General features: G+C 72.7%; 22 protein-coding genes. 12 read left to right on the top strand and 10 right to left on the bottom strand.

Going from position 1 to position 17,560, the window contains the following annotated elements; genetic code table 11:
• Window positions 1–2: 2 nt before the first annotated feature.
• The 4 genes from P696_RS0126395 to P696_RS0126410 all read left to right on the top strand — a co-directional run bounded on the left by P696_RS0126395 (window position 3) and on the right by P696_RS0126410 (window position 3,808).
• Window positions 3–752 carry an SDR family oxidoreductase gene (locus P696_RS0126395; RefSeq protein ID WP_245627814.1) on the top strand — a complete coding sequence of 250 codons (750 nt, stop codon included), beginning with the start codon at window positions 3–5 and terminating at the stop codon, window positions 750–752.
• Window positions 749–1,585 carry an NAD(P)-dependent oxidoreductase gene (locus P696_RS0126400; RefSeq protein WP_026414677.1) on the top strand — a complete coding sequence of 279 codons (837 nt, stop codon included), beginning with the start codon at window positions 749–751 and terminating at the stop codon, window positions 1,583–1,585. Before P696_RS0126395 ends, P696_RS0126400 begins: the two co-directional genes overlap by 4 nt.
• Window positions 1,578–1,946, top strand: coding sequence for a carboxymuconolactone decarboxylase family protein (locus P696_RS0126405; protein ID WP_026414678.1), 369 nt, complete (start codon window positions 1,578–1,580; stop codon window positions 1,944–1,946). The genes P696_RS0126400 and P696_RS0126405 overlap by 8 nt, the downstream gene beginning before the upstream one ends.
• 86 nt (window positions 1,947–2,032) lie before the next feature.
• The gene (locus P696_RS0126410; protein WP_051468201.1) at window positions 2,033–3,808 is read left to right on the top strand and encodes a beta-propeller domain-containing protein; all 1,776 of its coding nucleotides are present in this window, start codon (window positions 2,033–2,035) and stop codon (window positions 3,806–3,808) included.
• 7 nt (window positions 3,809–3,815) lie between these two features.
• On the opposite strand, the gene P696_RS0126415 is transcribed toward P696_RS0126410, so the two are convergent.
• From P696_RS0126415 to P696_RS48255, 4 genes are all read right to left on the bottom strand, one after another.
• Entirely contained in the window at window positions 3,816–4,928 is a 1,113-nt protein-coding gene (locus tag P696_RS0126415; protein ID WP_026414680.1) for a D-alanine--D-alanine ligase family protein, read from the bottom strand.
• Between the two features lie 21 nt (window positions 4,929–4,949).
• Window positions 4,950–6,113, bottom strand: a complete 1,164-nt coding sequence (locus tag P696_RS48250; protein WP_064744122.1) for a trans-sulfuration enzyme family protein — start codon at window positions 6,111–6,113, stop codon at window positions 4,950–4,952.
• A 120-nt stretch (window positions 6,114–6,233) separates the two neighbouring features.
• On the bottom strand, window positions 6,234–7,259 hold the full coding sequence (locus tag P696_RS0126425; protein WP_026414681.1) for an NAD(P)H-dependent glycerol-3-phosphate dehydrogenase: 1,026 nt from the start codon (window positions 7,257–7,259) through the stop codon (window positions 6,234–6,236).
• Window positions 7,256–8,098, bottom strand: a complete 843-nt coding sequence (locus P696_RS48255) for a lysophospholipid acyltransferase family protein (protein ID WP_051468202.1) — start codon at window positions 8,096–8,098, stop codon at window positions 7,256–7,258. The genes P696_RS0126425 and P696_RS48255 overlap by 4 nt, the downstream gene beginning before the upstream one ends.
• A gap of 90 nt (window positions 8,099–8,188) precedes the next feature.
• On the opposite strand from P696_RS48255, the gene cofC reads away from it, so the two are divergent.
• Both cofC and P696_RS0126440 read left to right on the top strand, forming a co-directional pair.
• Window positions 8,189–8,860, top strand: a complete 672-nt coding sequence (gene cofC / locus P696_RS0126435) for a 2-phospho-L-lactate guanylyltransferase (protein WP_425394165.1) — start codon at window positions 8,189–8,191, stop codon at window positions 8,858–8,860.
• A 101-nt stretch (window positions 8,861–8,961) separates the two neighbouring features.
• Complete coding sequence (locus P696_RS0126440; RefSeq protein WP_026414683.1) at window positions 8,962–9,165, top strand: hypothetical protein; 204 nt, start codon at window positions 8,962–8,964, stop codon at window positions 9,163–9,165.
• A 104-nt stretch (window positions 9,166–9,269) separates the two neighbouring features.
• Here the strand turns inward: P696_RS0126440 and P696_RS0126445 are convergent, their stop codons facing one another.
• From P696_RS0126445 to leuC, 4 genes are all read right to left on the bottom strand, one after another.
• A complete protein-coding gene (locus P696_RS0126445) occupies window positions 9,270–9,551 on the bottom strand; it encodes an HU family DNA-binding protein (RefSeq protein WP_026414684.1) in 282 nt (93 codons plus the stop codon).
• 158 nt (window positions 9,552–9,709) lie between these two features.
• Entirely contained in the window at window positions 9,710–9,955 is a 246-nt protein-coding gene (locus tag P696_RS0126450) for an SCO5555 family protein (protein WP_026414685.1), read from the bottom strand.
• Window positions 9,956–10,097: 142 nt separating this feature from the next.
• The gene (gene leuD / locus P696_RS0126455) at window positions 10,098–10,685 is read right to left on the bottom strand and encodes a 3-isopropylmalate dehydratase small subunit (RefSeq protein WP_026414686.1); all 588 of its coding nucleotides are present in this window, start codon (window positions 10,683–10,685) and stop codon (window positions 10,098–10,100) included.
• 14 nt (window positions 10,686–10,699) lie between these two features.
• Entirely contained in the window at window positions 10,700–12,097 is a 1,398-nt protein-coding gene (leuC, locus tag P696_RS0126460; protein WP_026414687.1) for a 3-isopropylmalate dehydratase large subunit, read from the bottom strand.
• 101 nt (window positions 12,098–12,198) lie between these two features.
• On the opposite strand from leuC, the gene P696_RS0126465 reads away from it, so the two are divergent.
• Window positions 12,199–12,918 (top strand): IclR family transcriptional regulator, encoded by a 720-nt coding sequence (locus P696_RS0126465; protein ID WP_026414688.1) that lies wholly within the window; start codon window positions 12,199–12,201, stop codon window positions 12,916–12,918.
• An 87-nt stretch (window positions 12,919–13,005) separates the two neighbouring features.
• On the opposite strand, the gene P696_RS0126470 is transcribed toward P696_RS0126465, so the two are convergent.
• Window positions 13,006–13,518: a DinB family protein gene (locus tag P696_RS0126470; RefSeq protein ID WP_026414689.1), complete on the bottom strand. Its 513-nt coding sequence runs from the start codon at window positions 13,516–13,518 to the stop codon at window positions 13,006–13,008.
• A gap of 206 nt (window positions 13,519–13,724) precedes the next feature.
• Here P696_RS0126470 and P696_RS0126475 point away from each other — a divergent pair, with 206 nt between their 5' ends.
• From P696_RS0126475 to P696_RS58355, 5 genes are all read left to right on the top strand, one after another.
• Window positions 13,725–14,369 (top strand): MerR family transcriptional regulator, encoded by a 645-nt coding sequence (locus P696_RS0126475; protein WP_245627815.1) that lies wholly within the window; start codon window positions 13,725–13,727, stop codon window positions 14,367–14,369.
• A 225-nt stretch (window positions 14,370–14,594) separates the two neighbouring features.
• Entirely contained in the window at window positions 14,595–14,981 is a 387-nt protein-coding gene (locus P696_RS0126480) for a YidH family protein (protein ID WP_026414691.1), read from the top strand.
• Complete coding sequence (locus tag P696_RS48260) at window positions 14,978–15,319, top strand: DUF202 domain-containing protein (protein WP_034487022.1); 342 nt, start codon at window positions 14,978–14,980, stop codon at window positions 15,317–15,319. Before P696_RS0126480 ends, P696_RS48260 begins: the two co-directional genes overlap by 4 nt.
• A 92-nt stretch (window positions 15,320–15,411) precedes the next feature.
• A complete protein-coding gene (locus tag P696_RS48265; protein WP_084338173.1) occupies window positions 15,412–16,233 on the top strand; it encodes an NAD(P)-dependent oxidoreductase in 822 nt (273 codons plus the stop codon).
• Window positions 16,233–16,634 (top strand): RidA family protein, encoded by a 402-nt coding sequence (locus P696_RS58355; RefSeq protein ID WP_026414692.1) that lies wholly within the window; start codon window positions 16,233–16,235, stop codon window positions 16,632–16,634. The genes P696_RS48265 and P696_RS58355 overlap by 1 nt, the downstream gene beginning before the upstream one ends.
• On the opposite strand, the gene P696_RS0126500 is transcribed toward P696_RS58355, so the two are convergent.
• The gene (locus P696_RS0126500) at window positions 16,631–17,548 is read right to left on the bottom strand and encodes a LysR family transcriptional regulator (RefSeq protein WP_051468225.1); all 918 of its coding nucleotides are present in this window, start codon (window positions 17,546–17,548) and stop codon (window positions 16,631–16,633) included. The two genes, P696_RS58355 and P696_RS0126500, sit on opposite strands and share 4 nt — an antisense overlap.
• Window positions 17,549–17,560: the final 12 nt, after the last annotated feature.

Genomic DNA, 17,560 nt, shown 5'->3' on the forward strand with positions numbered 1-17,560 from the left:
CGATGGGCGACACGATGGGACGGTTCGAGGGAAAGGTCGCGATCGTCACCGGCGCGGCGGGCGGGATCGGCGCGGCCTACGCGCGGGCGCTCGCCGCCGAGGGCGCGTCGGTCGTCGTCGCCGACGTGAACGACGCGGGCCAGGACGTCGCGGACGAGATCAAGGGCCTGTTCGTCCACGCGGACGTGTCGGACCCGGCGTCCGTCCAGGCCATGACCGACGCGACCGCCGAGCACTTCGGCGGCGTCGACCTGCTGGTCAACAACGCCGCGATCTTCGGGACGATGAGGCTCGACTTCCTGTTCACCGTCGACTGGGACTACTACAAGCGGTTCATGGCGGTGAACATGGACGGCGCGCTGCTCTGCACCCGCGCGGTCATCCCGCACATGCAGGCGCGCGGCGGAGGCGCGATCGTGAACCAGTCGTCCACGGCGGCCTGGCAGTACTCCGGGTTCTACGGCCTGGCGAAGGTCGGCGTGAACGGCCTGACGCAGCAGCTCGCGCACGAGCTCGGCTCGATGGGCATCCGGGTGAACGCGATCGCGCCCGGCCCGACCGACACCGAGGCGAACCGGACCGTCGTCCCGGGGACCATGGTGCAGAAGATCGTCCGGGACCGCCTCGCCCTCAAGCGCATGGGCACCCCCGAGGACCTGACCGGCATGTGCCTGTTCCTCCTCTCGGACGAGGCGCGCTGGATCACCGGGCAGATCATCAACGTGGACGGCGGCGAGGTGTTCCGGGCATGACGGTCGGCTTCGTCGGACTCGGCCAGATGGGCGCGCCCATGGCGAAACACCTGGTCAAGCGCGGTCTCATCGTCTACGACACCCGGCCCGAGGCCCTCGCGCCACTCGTCGCCGAAGGCGCGAGAGCGGCGGCCGACATCACCGAACTGGCCGCCGAATCAGACCTCGTCTCGGTCATGGTCCGGGACGACGCGCAGGTGAACGAGGTCGCCGCCGAAGCCCTCCCCGCGATGCGGCCGGGCGGCGTCCTGGCGATCCACTCCACGATCCGCGCCCGCACGGCCGAGGACCTCGCCGCCCGCTCCGACACCGTCCACGTCGTGGACGCGCCGGTCAGCGGCGGTTTCATGGGCGCGGCGGACGGCACCCTCGCCGTCATGGTCGGCGGCTCGGACGAGGCGTTCGACGCGTGCCGCGAACCGTTCGGCGCGTGGGCCGACCTCGTCCTGCACATGGGTCCGATCGGGGCCGGAACCCGGACAAAACTGGCCCGCAACCTGCTGCATTTCACCGCGTTCACGGCGGCGGCCGAGGCGCAGCGGCTCGCCGAGGCGTCGGGCGTGTCGCTGCGGAAGCTCGCCCGGATCGTCCGGCACACGGACGCGATCACCGGCGGCGCGGGCTCCATCATGCTGCGCCCCACGACCGCTCCCCTCGCGGGCGACGACCCCTTGCGACCGATCCTCGACCACGTCCGCGCGCTCGGCGAGAAGGACCTGACGTTCGCCCTCGAACTCGCCGCCGAGCTGGACGTCGACACCCCGCTCGCCCGCCTCGCCCTGGCCCGCCTCGCGACCGGCCTCGGCCTCGCCCCGGAGGACCACGATGGATGAACGCCGCGCCCGCGGCCTGGCCAGAATGCGCGAGGTCTACGGCTGGGAGGTCGGCGACGCGCCGGGCGACTTCTTCGGCATCACCGTGGACCACCTCTTCGGCGACATCTGGACGCGTCCGGGCCTGTCCCTCCGCGACCGGCGTCTCCTCCTCATCGGCATGCTCGCAGGTCAGGGCCTCAACGACGTCCTGGACATCCAGATCCCGGCGGCCCTGGAGAGCGGCGACCTCACCCCGGACGAACTCCGCGAGACCGCCATCTTCCTGACGCACTACATCGGCTGGCCGCTCGGCTCCAGGCTGGCGGTGCAGGTCGACACCCTTGTCGCCAAAAGACAGAAACACCAAGCCTCCGAGTAAGGAGAACCTCACCGTACAAACCAGAACGAAAGGAGCGTCCCGGGCGTCCAAGGCCCATGCGTGCCCTGGCTTGTGGTTCCGCGCTCATGGCCGCGACGCTCACCCTGACGGCCTGCGCCTCCTCGCCGATCCGTTCCGGCCCCCTGCGGCCTCCACCGCTCAAGCTCGTGGCCTACGACTCGTGCGACGCGCTCCTGCACGACCTGCGCGAGTCGGCTCCACAGACCCCGGGTCCGGTCGCCCCGCAGCCACCAGGCAGAGTTGAAGTCCCTGATGGGACGGGCGACGCCTACGCCGCCGCACCCGCCCCCAACGGTCCCGCGCACTCCGGCACCAACACCTACGAGCCCGACGCGGACGAGCCCGACACCGTGAAGACGGACGGCCGCCGCATCGTCACGCTCGCGGGAAACCGGCTCCACATCATCGATGCCGCGAGCCGGACGCTCACCGCGCGCCTGTCCCTGCCGGAGGCGCAGCCCGGCTCGTTCACCGGGCACGACGGCCAACTGCTGCTCAGCGGCGACCGCGCGCTGGTGATCTCCTCACGGACCCTGTTCCCGCCACCCGGCGTCATCACGCCACGCGCCTCCACACCCGACACCATGCCGCCCCGGCCACGCGTCCAGACGATCCTCACGCTGGTCGATCTGCCCGGAATCCCGAAGGTCGTCGGGACGATGACCGTGAACGGCTCGTACGTGGACGCCCGGCAGACCGGCTCGACGATCCGGCTCGTCGTCCGCTCAACGCCGAGCGTGGCCGTCCCCCTGAGCACACCGCAGAACCAACCGCGCGACCCGTCCCCGCCCCAGCGACCACGGCTGGACGACTGGCTCCCCACCGCGACCGTGACCGCGCCCGGCGTGCCGCAAAAGCAGTATCAGGAGCCCTGTGACCAGGTGAAACGTCCGTCCGCGCCGACCGGCGGCGGCCTGCTCAGCGTGCTGACCGTCGATCCGGCCAAGGGCTTCGCCGACCCGCAGCCGATCAGCGTCCTCGGGGACGGCCAGACCGTCTACGGCAACGGAAAGACCCTGTACGTCGCAGGCTCCTCGTTCGGCGGGCCAGGCCGGACCCACCTCCACCGCTTCGACGTCGGCGGAAGCGGACGGCCCCGTTGGGTCGCGTCCGGGGTCGTCCAGGGAACCCTTCTCAACCAGTACGCGCTGTCCGAGTACCAGGGCGTCCTTCGCGTCGCGACGACGGCCGGCGACGTCAGTGGCATCAGCACGTTCACCCGGAGGGGCGACCGCCTCACCCAGATCGGCCGGCTCGGCGGCCTGGGCCGGAACGAGCGCCTCTACGCCGTCCGCTACCTCGGACGTATCGCCTACGCCGTCACCTTCCGCCAGGTCGACCCGCTCTACGAACTCGACCTCGGCGACCCCGAACACCCCCGCAGCCTCGGTGAACTCAAGGTCGACGGCTTCTCGTCCTACCTGCACCCGACCCCGGACGGCCACCTGATCGGCGTCGGCCAGAACGTCACCGGACGCGGAACCCCGACCGGAACGCTGGTCTCGGAGTTCGACGGATCCACCCCGCCGCGCCGTATCGCGTCCCACACCGAGAAGGGCAGGCTTCCCTCCACCGGCATGGACCCGCACGCGTTCCTCTACTGGCCCGCGACCGGCCTCACCGTGATCCCGACCCAGCCGATCGGAGCGCCCTCCCCGCCCGGCGGCGCGGTCGCGCTGACCATCGACGCCCGGGGCATCCGTCCCGCCGGTTTCATCCGACAGGACCTGGTGAGCCGCGCCGTGGTCGTCGGCGACACGCTCTGGACGTTCTCCGACCAGGGCGCGCTCGCGTCCGGCCTCACCGACCTGAGGAAGCGCGCCTGGCTCGGGTACGCCTAGCGACCCGCTAGCGGAGGCCGACCTCGCGGTCCAGCGCGGTCTGGATCAGCCGGTCGACCAGGGACGGGTAGTCCAGCCCGGTCGCGGCCCACATCTGCGGGAACGCCGACGTCGGGGTGAAGCCGGGCATGGTGTTGATCTCGTTGAGGACCCAGCGGCCGTCGGTCGTGTAGAAGAAGTCGACACGGGCCAAGCCCTCGCAGTCGAGCGCCTCGAAGGCGCGGACGGCGACGCGGCGGACCTCGTCGATCGCGTCGGCGGGCAGGTCCGGCGGGATGGACAGGGACGTCGAGCCGTCCAGGTACTTGGTCTCGAAGTCGTAGAAGTCGTGCTGGTTGGCCATCCGGATCTCGGCGGGCACGCTGGCCTCGGCCGGGGCGTCGCCGACGCCCTGCAGGACGCCGCACTCGATCTCGCGGCCCTCGATCGCCGCCTCGACGATCACCTTCGGGTCGTGCTCGCGGGCGGTCTCGATCGCCGCCTCGATGTCGGCCTCGTCGGCGACCCGGGTGATGCCCATGCTGGATCCGGCGCGCGCGGGCTTGACGAAGACCGGCAGGCCCAGCTCGGCGATCTCGTCCAGCTTGCGCTTGCGCTCGCGCCGCCACTCGCGGTCGGTCATCGTCACGTACGGGCCGACCGGCAGGCCCTGCGCCTGCCAGACCAGCTTCATGAAGCCCTTGTCCTGCCCGACCGCGCTCGCCAGCACGCCCGCGCCGACATACCGGACGCCCGCCAGCTCGAGCAGGCCCTGGAGCGTGCCGTCCTCGCCGTAGGGTCCGTGCAGCAGCGGCAGAACGACGTCGACCTCGCCGAGCGTGCGCGGGACCTCGCCGGGCTCGACGACCAGCAGGCCGCGCGACTCGGGGTCGAACGGCAGCGCGAGCGCGCTGCCCTCGGTTCCCACCTCGGGCAGGCGGCCCTCGGTGATGGCCAGGTCGAGATCCGCCGGAGGCAGGACCCACCTTCCGTCACGGGCGATTCCGACCGGGACGACCTCATAACGGTCGCGGTCGATCGCGGCCATCACCGCACCCGCGGTGACGGCGGAGATGGCGTGCTCGGAGCTCCGCCCGCCGAACACCACCGCCACCCGGACCTTGCGTGAAACCTGGGACATGGTGTCCGACCCTACCGGTGATCAGGCGGTATCGGCCACGCCCGTGATCGTTTCCGGCACCGCACCGGCACGGTCCCGCGCCGCGCCGGTCTCCCGGCCGGTCACGCGGGCGACGGTGTCGAGGGCCTTGCCGACGTCGCGGACGAGGTCGGCCGCGTCCTCCAGCCCGACGGTGAACCGGACGGCGGCCGGGTCGGCTCCGGGCGTGCCGGTCGCGGCGTGCGCGACGGTCGTCCGGACGCCGCCGTCCGCGCCCGCGACCAGCGCGAGCCGGACCGCGTCCACGAGCGCCTGACCTGCGGTGAGACCGCCGTGCGGGATGACCGTCACCACTCCCCCGAACCGCGTGCCCTCCGGCCCGGAGTCGAACAGGCGGCGCGCGGCCTCGTGCCCCGGGTGCTCCGGCAGCCCCGGATACGCAACCGACCGGACGGCCGGGTGCTTGACGACCGCGGCGGCGAACACGCTCGCCGTGTCGCACTGCCTCCGGACGCGCAGGGGCAGCGTCTCCAGGCCCCGCCGCAGCAGGAACGCCTCGTCCGGGGCCAGCGACGAACCGGTCTCCACCCGGACGCGCCGGACGACCGTCATCACGTGCGCGCCGCCGACGACCACGCCGCCGGACGCGTCGCCATGCCCGCCCAGGCTCCCGGACGCGTCGTGCACGACAAGATCGGCGCCGTGCTCCAGCGGACGGCACACCACCGGCGTCGTCCGGGACGAGTCGACCGCGAGCAGCGCCCCGCGCGCGTGCGCGAGCTCGGCGAGTCCGGGCAGGTCGGCGACACCGAGATCGGGGTCGGACAGCGTCTCCGCCCACACGAGCCGCGTCGTCGGACGCATCGCCGCCGCCATCTCGGACGGCTCGGCGAACGTCGTCTCCACACCGAAACGCGCGAGCAGCCCCGTCAGCACGGACCGCACCGGCCCGTGAACCCCAGCCGGGGCCACGACATGCACATCGGACGTCGCGCAGGCCAGCAGGACGCCCGTTACGGCCGCGGCCCCCGACGGGAACGCCTCGGCGACGACCGGACCGTCCAGGCCCGCGCCTTCCAGCGCGGCGACGGCGGACGCGAACGCCAGCGCCGACGGGTTGTCGACCGGTTCGGCGGCGGTCTCCGACGCGGCGAGCTCGGCGTGCTCGGCCGCGCCCGCGTAGGCGAAGGCGGCCGTGCGCCACACGGGCGCGCCGACCGGGGCCTGCTGCGGGACGGCCGCTGCGGCAGGTGCGCGGCGCGGGTGTTCTCACCCTGCCGGGAACCAGAGGGACTACGCATCGTCCCCAGTGTGTCACGGACAGTGCTAATCCTGCTTGGGCGTCACGCCGTAACGCTCGGGTTTCGGTGACCGGGTGATCAGCGCGAGGCCCGCCTCCTTGACCGGCTTGCCCTCGTGCACCACCGCGACCACCTCCTCGGTGATCGGCATCTCGACGTCGTTCCTGCGGGCCAGCTCCAGCACCGCCTTGGACGACTTGACGCCCTCGGCGGTCTGCTTGGTCACCGCGATGACCTGCTCGGGCGTCATGCCGCGGCCCAGGTTCTCGCCAAAGGTCCGGTTCCGGGACAGCGGCGAGGAGCAGGACGCGACCAGGTCGCCCATCCCGGCGAGGCCCGCGAAGGTGTGCTCGTCCGCGCCGAGCGACGCGCCCAGCCGGGCGATCTCGGCGAGCCCGCGGGTCATCAGGACGGCCTTGGTGTTGTCGCCGAAGCCGAGCCCGACGGCCATCCCGACGCACAGCGCGATCACGTTCTTCACCGCGCCGCCCAGCTCCACGCCGATCACGTCGGTGGAGGTGTAGGTGCGGAAGTACGGGGTCATCGTGGCGGCCTGGAGCCGCTCCGCGCCCGCCATGTCCAGGCAGGCGGCGACGGCCGCGCCGGGCTCGCCGACGGCCAGCTCGCGGGCCAGGTTCGGGCCGGAGAACACCGCGACCCGCTCCTGCGGCACGCCCGCGACCTCCGCGATCACCTCGCTCATCCGCTCGGCGGTGCCGAGCTCGACGCCCTTCATCAGGCTGACCAGCAGCGCGTCCGGCGGCAGGAACGGGACCCAGGTGGCGAGGTTGGCGCGCAGCGTCTGCGCGGGGACCGCGATCCCGACCACGTCCGCCCCGGCGAGCGCCTCGGCGACGTCGGTGGTGGCGCGCAGGTCCTCCGGGAGGGGGATGCCGGGCAGGTAGTCCGGGTTCTCGTGCCGCTCGTTGATCGCCTCGACGATCTCCGGACGGCGTCCCCAGAGCGTCACCTCGCTCCCCGCGTCGCACATCAGCTTGGCGACGACGGTCCCCCACGAGCCGGCCCCGAGCACGGCGCACCGGAAGGTCACTTGCCCTCCCCCCGCTCCGCGGAGGCGATCCCGGTCTCGGCGGCCCCGGTGGGCTTCGTCGTGCCGTCCGGCTCCCGCCCGGCGGCGCGGCGGCGCTCCTCCAGGACCTTGTGGTGGTCGTAGAGCTCGGCCGGCGGCTCCTCGCCGCGCAGTTCGCCGAGCAGGTCGGTGATCTGGCGCATGATGTCGTCGGTCGCGGCGCGCAGGGTCTCCTTGGAGAGTTCCTCGCCCTCGTACTTCGACAGGTCCACCGGCGGCCCGGCGATCACGCGCATGGTCTTACGGGGGAACGGGTGGAAGCCCTTCTTCAGCCGTCCGCGCAGCCCGGTCGGCTCGCCCTTCTTGTACGGGAGCAGCTCGTGCGCGCCCCAGTTCGCCACCGGGACGACCTTCGCGCCGGTCTTCAGCGCCATCCGCGCCACGCCGGTCTGCCCGGTCATCGGCCACAGCTCGGGGTCACGGGTGCAGCTTCCCTCGGGATAGAACATCAGGCACTGGCCGTTGCGCAGGGCCTCCTCGGCGTCCCGCAGGGCGAGGGCGGCGTCGGCGCGGTCGCGGTAGACGGGGATCTGGCCCGTCCCGCGAAAGACCGTCCGGACGATCGGGACGTCGAAGAGCGTCGACTTGGCGAGGTACACGGGGTAGCGGCCGGACTCGTAGACGAAGTGCGCGAGCGCGAGCGGGTCGGACTCGGAGACGTGGTTCGCGGCGATGATCACGCCGCCCTCCCCCGGCACGTTCTCCCGGCCCCGCCAGTCCCTCTTGAGCAGCCCGAACAGCAGCGGGCGAAGGATGACGATGGTCAGCTTGCGCCAGCCGGGCGAATAACGGTGCCCCATGCCCGTCCCTCCTGGTACCAAAACCCGCGCCGGGATGAACGCGGGGTGTCCTCAAGTGTCGCGGTTGCGAGCGCATAAAGTCGAATGGCCATGTCTACAGCAGAACGTGCCGTGCCCCGCCCCGGCTGGACCCTGGTCGTCCCGGTCAAGGTGCTGGCCAGGGCGAAGACCCGGATGGCGGACGGCGCGGGCCGTCACCGCGAGGCGCTGGCGCTCGCGGTGGCGGGCGACACGGTCGCGGCGGCGCTCGCCTGCGACCGCGTCCGGGCTGTGATCGTCGTCACCGACGACCCGCTGCCCGCCGCCGAACTCGCCTCCCTGGGCGCGACCGTCGTCCCGGACGAACCGGACGCGGGCCTCAACCCCGCCCTGGTCCACGGCGCCGGACGGGGCCGCGAGCTCCACCCGGACGCGGGCGTCGGCGCGCTCTCCGCCGATCTCCCGGCCCTCCGCCCCGCCGAGCTCGGCCGGGCGCTGGACGCGGCGTCCGCGACCGCCGAGGCGTTCGTCCCGGACACGGCCGGCATCGGCACCACCCTCTACACGGCCCGTCCGGGCGTGCCGTTCGCCCCGGCGTTCGGCGGCGACTCACGGACCGCGCACCGCGCCCGGGGCGCCCGCGAGCTGCTGCTCGAGGACATCGACAGCGTCCGCCGCGACGTGGACACGCCCGCCGACCTGCGGGACGCCCTCAGGCTGGGCGTCGGCCCCCGCACGGCGGCCGTCGCGGCCCTGCTGCCCGAACCCGTGACCGGCAGCTAAGGGCGTGTCAAAGCCACCTGCACGCCGCTCGCCACGGGCGCCGACTTTGAGGACCCGTCCTGCGCGTGTCACCCCGCGGCCGGGACAGTAGGGTCGGGGCCATGCAGGCGACGGTGCGCGTGTACGACCCCGAGACCCGCTCCGGCAGCGTCCTGCTGGACGACGGGTCCGCGCTGGACTTCGGCGCCGAGGCGTTCGACGCGGGCGGCCTGCGGCTGCTGCGCCTCGGCCAGCGCGTGAACCTCGCGGTCGGCCCGGACGGCCACGTCACCGCGATCACCCTCTCCACCTTCCCGCTGCCCTGACACCCCGCGTTCCGGCTGCCGGACCGGCCGCCGGAACGCCCTGACACGCATCGACGCCCGGCCCCGCCTGAGCGGAACCGGGCGTCGTCGCACGCGGGTGGCGCTTACTTCTTGCCGGCCACCAGGTTCTTGAAGTCGGCTCCGGCCTTGAACTTCGGCACCGACGTCGCGGGAACCTGGATGGTCTTGCCCGTTGCGGGGTTCCGGGCCGTGCGGGCAGGCCGGTCGGCCTTCTCGAACGAACCGAACCCGGTGATCGCGACCTTGTCGCCCTTGGCGACCGAGGTCTGGATCACCTCCAGGAACGCGTCGACGAACTCGGCGGCTTCCTTCTTGTTGCTGCTCATCCGCTCAGAGAGGGCGTCGACCAGCTCACGCTTGTTCATGGGTTACTCCTCTAGTTCCCCCCTTGCCCGAACGAAACTAAGGGAGCCATGGCACCGACACAATCACCTGAACGCGAGAGTTCCCGTGTCGCAGGCGTTTTGGTCGGTCTCGCCCCCGTCTCACGCGGGCGCCGGACCGGATCCGGCCACGGGGAACGCTAGCGGGCTTCCGGGGAAGACGAGAAATCGGCGGCACGTCCGGAAAGGAAGGCGTCCAGCCTGCGGGCGGCCAGGTCAGCGTCACGTTTGGCCAGATCGGTGATCGCCAGGAGCTGCCGTATGAGCCGCCTCCGGTCGTCCGCGGGCAGCGGCGCGACCCGCCGGTGCGCCTCCCGGAGCCGCTCGGCGAGCCGGGTCAGCTCAGGGTCGTCCCAGGCGGGTCCGTCCCACGGATCGCCGCTCACAGCGGGCTTCCTGCCACGCTCGGCCCCCTTCGCGAACACGTCCGGCCTGCCCCGCACACCACGAATTCTCGTCGGTGCGGGGGCAGGCTCGTGCGCGCGGGGTGCCGTCAGGAGGCGACGCCGCAGGTCAGCGATGTGAAGGTCAAGAAGTCGTCGGGAGCAGGGCCGGACGGCGCTCTTCGAATTCGGTGATCTGATCGGCGTGGCGCAGGGTCAGTCCGATGTCGTCCAGGCCCTCCATGAGCCGCCAGCGGGTGTAGTCGTCGATCTCGAAGGACGCGACGACGTCCCCGGCCCTGACCTCGCGGTTCTCCAGGTCCACGACGATCTCCGCCTGCGGGTCCCGCTCGGCGCGGGCCTGGATCGCCTCGACGGTCCCGGCGGGCAGGACGACCGGCAGCAGGCCCATCTTGGTGGAGTTGTTCCGGAAGATGTCGCCGAAGCGCGGCGCGATCACGACCCGGAACCCGTACTGCTGGAGGGCCCAGACGGCGTGCTCGCGGGACGACCCGGTACCGAAGTCCGGCCCGGCGACCAGCACGGACGCGCCGTCGTACTCCGGCTTGTTCAGCACGAAGTCCGGGTCCTCGCGCCAGGACGAGAACAGGCCCCGGTCGAATCCGGTGCGGCTGACCTGCTTGAGCCAGACGGCCGGGATGATCTGGTCGGTGTCGACGTTGCTGCGGCGCAGCGGGACCGCGCGCCCGGTGTGCGTGACGAACTTCTCCATGGTCCTTGGTGTCCTTACAGGTCGGCGGGCGCGGCCAGGCGGCCGGTGACGGCGGTGGCGGCGGCGACGGCGGGGCTCACCAGGTGGGTGCGTCCGCCGGGTCCCTGCCGTCCTTCGAAGTTGCGGTTGGACGTGGAGGCGCTGCGCTCGCCGGGGGTGAGCTTGTCGGGGTTCATCGCCAGGCACATCGAGCAGCCCGCCTCGCGCCACTCGGCGCCCGCCGCCGTGATCACCTCGTTCAGGCCCTCGTCCTCGGCCTGCTTCTTGACCTTCATCGAGCCGGGGACGACCAGCATCCGGACGCCGTCCGCGACCTTCCGGCCGGACAGGACCGACGCGACGGCCCGCAGGTCCTCGATGCGGCCGTTGGTGCAGGAGCCGACGAAGACCGTGTCGACCGCGATGTCGCGCAGGGGCGTCCCGGCGGTCAGGCCCATGTACCGCAGGGCCCGCTCGGCGGCCTGGCGGTCGGTCGGGTCGGCGATGGCCGCCGGATCCGGCACGGAATCGCCCAGCGGGAGGCCATGGCCCGGGTTGGTGCCCCAGGTGACGAACGGGGTCAGCTCGGAGGCGTCGATGACGACCTCCTTGTCGAACACGGCGTCGTCGTCGGTGCGCAGGGACGTCCAGTACTCGACGGCCTCATCCCACGCCTCGCCCTGAGGCGCGTGCGGACGGCCCTTGAGATAGGCGAACGTGGTCTCGTCCGGGGCGATCATCCCGGCGCGGGCGCCCGCCTCGATGGACATGTTGCAGACCGTCATCCGGCCCTCCATCGACAGCTCGCGGATCGCCTGGCCGCGGTACTCGATGATGTGGCCCTGGCCGCCGCCGGTGCCGATCCTGGCGATGATCGCGAGGATCAGGTCCTTGGCGGTCACGCCGTCCGGCAGCGAGCCGTTCACGGTCACGGCCATCATCCTGGGCTTGACCTGCGGCAGCGTCTGCGTCGCGAGGACGTGCTCGACCTCACTGGTCCCGATGCCGTGGGCGAGGGCGCCGAACGCGCCGTGCGTGGAGGTGTGCGAGTCGCCGCACACGACCGTCATGCCGGGCTGGGTCAGGCCGAGCTGCGGGCCGATGACGTGGACGATGCCCTGCCCGTCGTCGCCCATCGGGTGCAGCCGGACCCCGAACTCGGCGCAGTTCTTGCGCAGCGTCTCCACCTGCGTCCGCGACACCGGGTCGGCGATCGGCGCGAGCAGGTCGGTCGTCGGGACGTTGTGGTCCTCGGTCGCGATCGTCAGGTCCGGGCGCCGGACGGGACGTCCCGCCATCCGCAGGCCGTCGAAGGCCTGCGGGCTGGTGACCTCGTGGACGAGGTGGAGGTCGATGTAGAGCAGATCCGGTTCGCCCTCAGCACGTCGCACGACGTGCGCGTCGTACACCTTCTCGGCCAATGTGCGGCCCATCGCTCCACCTCACCTGTCGTCCTGCCGGACGCGCCCATGCGCCCGGCGACCTTGTTCCGCCCCGACTTGCATCTCACATCGCGAGACGGCAATATCAAGACATGGACAACTCTAGCGGAGTCGGCGTTCTCGACAAAGCGGTTCTCGTGCTGAACGCCCTGGAAGCCGGGCCGGCCTCCCTCGCCCAGCTCGTCCAGACGACCGGCCTGGCGCGGCCGACCGCCCACCGGCTCGCCGTCGCGCTGGAGCACCACCGGCTCGTCCACCGGGACACCCAAGGCCGGTTCATCCTCGGGCCAAGGCTCGCCGAACTGGCCGTCGCGGCGGGTGAGGACAGGCTCCTCGCGATCGCCCAGCCCGTCCTGGCCCAGCTGCGCGACATGACCGGCGAGAGCGCCTCGCTGTTCCGCCGCCAGGGCGACGTCCGGGTCTGCGTGGCCGCGGCGGAACGCTCCAGCGGCCTGCGCGACACGATCCCGGTCGGCGCGGCGCTCCCGATGACCGCCGGTTCGGCCGCGCAGATCCTGCTCGCCTGGGAGGAGCCGGACCGCCTGCACCGCGGCCTGCGCGGCGCGAAGTTCGAGGCCACCACGCTCGCCCAGGTCCGGCGGCGCGGCTGGGCGCAGAGCGTCGGCGAGCGCGAGCAGGGCGTCGGGTCGGTCTCCGCTCCGATCCGGGGCGCGGGCGGCCGGGTGATCGCCGCCGTCTCGGTCTCCGGCCCCCTGGAGCGCCTGACCCGCACCCCCGGACGCCTGCACGCCGCCCCCGTGACCGGCGCCGCCGAGAAGATCAGCGACGCCATGCGCCGCACCACCAACTGATCCAGCCGAGCGCCCCCGGGTTCGCCCGGCCCCCGCGACGACGCCGGGCCCTCCCCTGGGGGCCCGGCGTTCACGCGTTCTTCGAGGTCAGGCGCCCACGACGCCGTCGATGCCCTCGCGGAGGAAGTCGGCGTGGCCGTTGTGGCGGGCGTACTCCAGCAGGACGTGCACCATCACCATGCGCAGGGAGACCCTCTTGTCCCAGCGCGGCTGGAAGCCGGTCACGTCCAGGGACTCGGCCTCACGCTCGATGCGGCGTGAGGTCTCCGCCTCGTCCCGCCAGGCCTTGAACGCCTCCGCGCCGGTGCCCGTGCTCGCGTCGTAGGCCGCCTGGAAGTCGAAGAGTTCGTCCGACCAGACCATGGGCGCCTCGGCGTCCTCGAAGACCCGGCGGAACCAGGCGCGCTCCACCTCCGCCATGTGCCGGACGAGCGCGAGCAGGGAGAGCGTCGAGGGCGGCATCGAGGTGCGCCGCAGCTCCTCGTCGGAGAGGCCCGCGCACTTCATGGCCAGGGTCGCGCGGTGGTATTCGAGGTAGGCCCGCAGCGTGTCGCGCTCGTCACCGGTGATCGGCGGGGCCACCCGGTCGTCGTCGGTCATGCCAGGTCCTCTCCATGGTCGGGAAACCGTCATGATCGCAACAGCGGGGGCGGCACGGACCAGACGGCGATAAGCGAAGTTTGTCAGCTTGTGCCGTTCCGGTATGCCGGGACGGCGCCGTCGCTTGTTGGATAGTGCCGGTATTCAATGCCCCTCCTGCTGGATAGTGACGATATCCAGACTCGGCAGGCATCAAGGCGAGGGGCGTGGAACGGGTGCAGATCTCCGAACTCAGCGACCGCAGCGGGCTGACCGTTCAGACGATCAAGTTCTACATCCGCGAGGGCCTGATGCCGAAGGGCACCTCCACCACCGTCACCCGCGCCGAGTACGACCAGCGGCACCTGGAGCGGCTGCGGCTGATCCGCGCGCTGCGCGAGGTCGGGGACCTGCCGGTCGCGTCCATCAAGAAGATCGTCGCCTCCATGGAGGACGAGTCGGTCGGCCTGCACGAGCTGTTCGGCACCACCCAGTACGCGCTCGGCCCGCACATCGTCCCGCCGAACGACCCGCACTGGCGGGCCGCCCGCGAGGACGTGGACATGCTCGTCCGCGAGCTCGGCTGGGAGGTCGGCGACCGCGCCCCCGCCCGCGCGCTGCTCGCGCAGACCTTCGTGGCGCTGCGGCGGCTCGGCTTCCCGGTCACCCTCACCGACCTGCGCCCCTACGTCACCGCCGCGACCTCGGTCGCCGAGCACGAGATCAACCGGGTCGCGCTCGACAACCCGCGCACCCTGACCGTCCACGCGATGCTCGCCTCGACCGTGATCTACGAGCAGGTCCTCACGGCGCTGCACCGCCTCGCGCAGGAGGACGTCTCGGCCCGCCGCTTCGCGACCGGCCCGTCCTGACCCGGCCGCCTCCTGACCGGCGCGTGCGGAGCGCGCGGGAAACGCCATTCCGGCGCGGTTTCGGCCGCCTTGCGCGTCTCGCCTGACCTGGGGACGAGCAGGCTTTCCCGCTACTGTGGCGCGCGCCACTTCGACACTTTTCCCGTATATCGAGTCGGAATTCTCGCCACGTTCCTGGACGTAATATGTGAATTCCCGGATCGAAAGAGGCGAAGTGATCGGCCGATGAGCGCCCAGGACACCCCCGACCAGCCGTCCCGCTGGACCGAGCGCCTGCTCGCCGAGGGCCGCGACCCAGACCCCCGGTTCACCCTCGCCAACGAGCGCACGTTCCTGGCCTGGATCCGCACCGCGCTCGCCCTGATCGCGGGCGGCGTCGGGCTCGCGATCAGCGGCCACCTGCTCAGCACCCCGCTCCGCGACGGCCTCGCCGCGGCGTTCGCGGCGGTCGGCGCGCTGGTCGCGGCGACGGCGTTCCGCCGCTGGCTGCGCACCGAGCGGGCCCTGCGCCGGGACGAGACGCTCCCGCCCCTGGTCCTCGCGCCCCTGATGTCCTACGGGCTCGCCGCCGCGGCCGTCGCCGTCCTGGTCGCCCTCCTCGCCACCCGATGACCGCTCCGGGCGCTCCCCGCACCGCGCCGCCCGGCCTGTGGGATCCGGGGGCGCAGCCCGAACGGACCTCCCTCGCCTGGACGCGGACGACCGTGGCGTTCATGGGCGCCGGCCTGCTGTGCGTGCGGCTCGCGCCGAATGACCTGGGCGCGGCGCTCGCGGCCGTCGCGGTGTTCGGGCTGGCCGCGCTGCACGTCCACCGGACGCGCCGGAAGCGGCGGGGGCGCGGACGGCGGCTGCGCGAGGGCCGCACGGTCGCCGATCCCGCGTCCGTCCTGCTGCTGACCGGCGTGACCGTCCTGCTCGGCGTCACGGGCGTCGTCTTCGCCCTGCACTGAGCCCGTGGGCTGAGTCATGCGTGCCACGCATGGGAGCCATGTGAGATCTTCGCTGGTGGTATGGCTCGGCCGGGCCTAGCGTCGTCGACGTTATGACACGTATCGCCTTTCTCGGCCTGGGGCGCATGGGCGCCCCGATGGCCTCACGACTGCTCAACGCCGGCCACGACCTGACCGTCTGGAACCGCACGCCCGAACGCGCCGCGCCGCTCGTCGAACGCGGCGCGACGCTCGCCGCCACGCCCGCCGAGGCCGTCGCCGGACGCGACCTCGTGATCACCATGCTCACCGACGCCAAGGCCGTCCACGACGTGCTGCCGGACGCGGGGATCGCGCCCGGGACGCTGGTCGCCGAGATGTCCACGATCGGCCCGGACGCCGTCCGCGAGCTGCGCGAACGGCTGCCGGACGGCGTCGCGCTGGTCGACGCGCCGGTGCTGGGCACGATCCCGCACGCCGAGGCCGGCGAGCTGGTGATCATCGCGGGCGGGACGGACGCCGACGTCGAACGCGCCACGCCCGTGCTCGGCGTCCTCGGGACCGTCCGGCACGTCGGGCCGTCCGGACGCGGCGCGGCGGCGAAGCTCGTCGTGAACAGCGGGCTCGTCGCCGCGTTCGGCGCGATCGCCGAGGCCGTGGACCTCGGGGCGCGGCTCGGGGTCGGCCGCGAGACCGCCCTCGAGCTGCTCGGCATCGCGCTCCCGCAGGCCGAGCGGACCCGCGTCCGCCGCCCGGACGCGCCGGTCACCTTCACCGCCGGGCTCGCCGACAAGGACCTCGGCCTCGCGCTGGACGTCCTCGGCCCGGACGCCCCCGTCCTCACCGCCGCCCGCACCCACACCGCGGACGCCGTCGCCCGCGGCCTCGGCGACGCCGACATCACCACGCTCGTCCCGGGCGAGGAGACCTCCTGATGCGCGTCACGATCGACAACCCGCCCACCGTTCCGGCGACCAACGGCTACTACTCGCACGTCGCGCACGTGACGTCCGGCCCGCTGCTGTTCCTGTCCGGGCAGGTCGCGTTCGGCGAGGACGGCGAGATCGACCGCCCCGGCGACATGACCCGGCAGTCCGAGGTGATCATGTCGATCATCGAGCGGCTGCTCGCCGCGCACGGCGCGACCTTCGCGGACGTCGTCAACGTCCGGACGTTCGCGACCGACCTGTCCCGGCTCGGCGAGTACGGCGAGGTCCGCCGCCGCCACTTCCCGAAGGAGCAGCCGACCAGCACGACCGTCGAGGTGTCCCGCCTGTTCCACCCCGACGCCCTGCTGGAGGTCGAGGTCATCGCCGCCCCACCGGCCGGGAACTAGACGAGCAGGTCGGCGGACGCGGCGCGCAGATCGTCCAGGAACGCGGTGACCGCGGGGGCGCGGCGGGCGTGCCGGGCGACCGCCGCGTACACCGTCCGCCGGGGCTGGGCCTGGGCGTCCGCGACGGACAGGGGCTTCAACGCCACGTCCTCGCGGACGCCCCCGACCGCGAGCGCGGGCACGAACGTCACCCCGAACCCGGCCGAGACCAGGCCGAGCTTGGACGTCCACTCCGCCACCCGCAGCCTCGTCTGAGGGACGAACCCGGCCGGGGCGCAGCGGGCGTGCAGGGCGGCGACGGCGGCCTCGTCGTCCGCGACGATCCACGACTCGTCCGCCAGCTCGGCCAGCGGGACCGTCCTCCGCCGCGCCAGCCGGTGCCCGCGCGGCAGCGCGACCAGCAGCGGATCATCGCCCAGGACGACCAGGTCCGCGGACGCGATCTTGTACTTGTGCGTGCTGACCACGGCGAGGTCGAGCTCCCCGGCGTCCAGCGCGGGCAGCAGCCGCTCGGTCAGGCCCTCGCGCAACCTGATCTCCACGCCCGGATGCCGCTCCCCGAACCGGGTCAGGGCCCGCGGGACGAGCACGGCGTTCGCCGTGGAGAACGCGCCGAGCCGCAGCATCCCCGCGTCCGCCTGGCGCAGGCTCTCCAGGGCGCGGGCGGTGTCGGCGTACCGCTCCAGCAGGGCGCGCGCGTGCGGGAGCAGGTACTCCCCCGCCGGGGTCGCCCGGACGCCCCGGGCGCCGCGGGCGAACAGCTCGACGCCGCACGCCTCCTCCAGCGTCCTGACCTGTCGCGACACGGCCGACTGGGTGTAGCCGAGCGCGCCCGCCGCGGCCGTGAACGAGCCCAGTTCGGCCACGGACGCGAACGTCCGCAGCAGCACGGGGTCCAGGGCTTCGGCGCGCATCGGACGCAGCAT

The sequence above is a fragment of the Actinomadura oligospora ATCC 43269 genome (assembly GCF_000518265.1).
GTDB lineage: Bacteria > Actinomycetota > Actinomycetes > Streptosporangiales > Streptosporangiaceae > Spirillospora > Spirillospora oligospora.